The sequence below is a fragment of the Vibrio sp. Y176 genome, from assembly GCF_033438945.1.
The window spans coordinates 1-712 of record NZ_JAWOQS010000511.1 but is presented as its reverse complement, the minus strand read 5'-3'; the positions used below and the strand labels follow the sequence as shown (position 1 = coordinate 712).

Sequence of the window (712 nt, the reverse complement as noted above, 5' to 3'; positions counted from 1 at the left end):
GGTATTTTTTGTTGGTCGAAGACAGAAGACGCATATCGTGAACACCAAGGTCTGCAAGAATTTGCGACCCCACTCCCACGCGGCGAGACGTGCCCTGCTTTTTCGCTAAAGTCGGTGCTTCGCCTTTATCTTGCGCTTCGAACATCTTCACGCGGTGGATGAGCAACTCGGTTGATTCTTCATTGCCAAGAACAACCAGAACACCACCTTCTTCACCGATACGCTTCATCGCTTTATCCAGCGTCCAGCTGCGCTCTGCATTGCGGTCACTGCGTAATACATCGGTAAATACGTCTTGTAGATGCACACGAACCAGCGGCGCTTCGCCGGCCAAATCACCTTTACACATCGCGTAATGCACTTGATTGTCGATGGTGTCTTTGTAAGTCACCAAAGTGAACTCACCGTGCTCAGTTGGCAGTTTGCATTCAGCTACACGCTCAATGGTCGTTTCTGTGTTGTTGCGGTATTCGATAAGGTCCGCAATAGTGCCTAACTTCAAGCCGTGTTTTTCAGCAAAGATTTCAAGATCAGGGCGGCGAGCCATGGTGCCGTCGTCGTTTAGAATCTCAACAATCACCGAAGCAGGCTCAAGCCCCGCCAGGCGAGCTAAGTCACAACCTGCTTCGGTGTGACCAGCGCGAGTCAATACACCACCATCTTGCGCAGCAAGAGGGAAAATATGCCCCGGTTGAACCAAGTCTGCCGCTTT

General features: G+C 51.3%; 1 protein-coding gene. It reads right to left on the bottom strand.

Annotation, left to right across the window (positions count from 1 at the left end; all coding sequences use genetic code 11):
* Positions 1-712: 3,4-dihydroxy-2-butanone-4-phosphate synthase (locus R7O13_RS27025; protein ID WP_318305222.1), on the bottom strand; the 712-nt coding region annotated here is incomplete at both ends.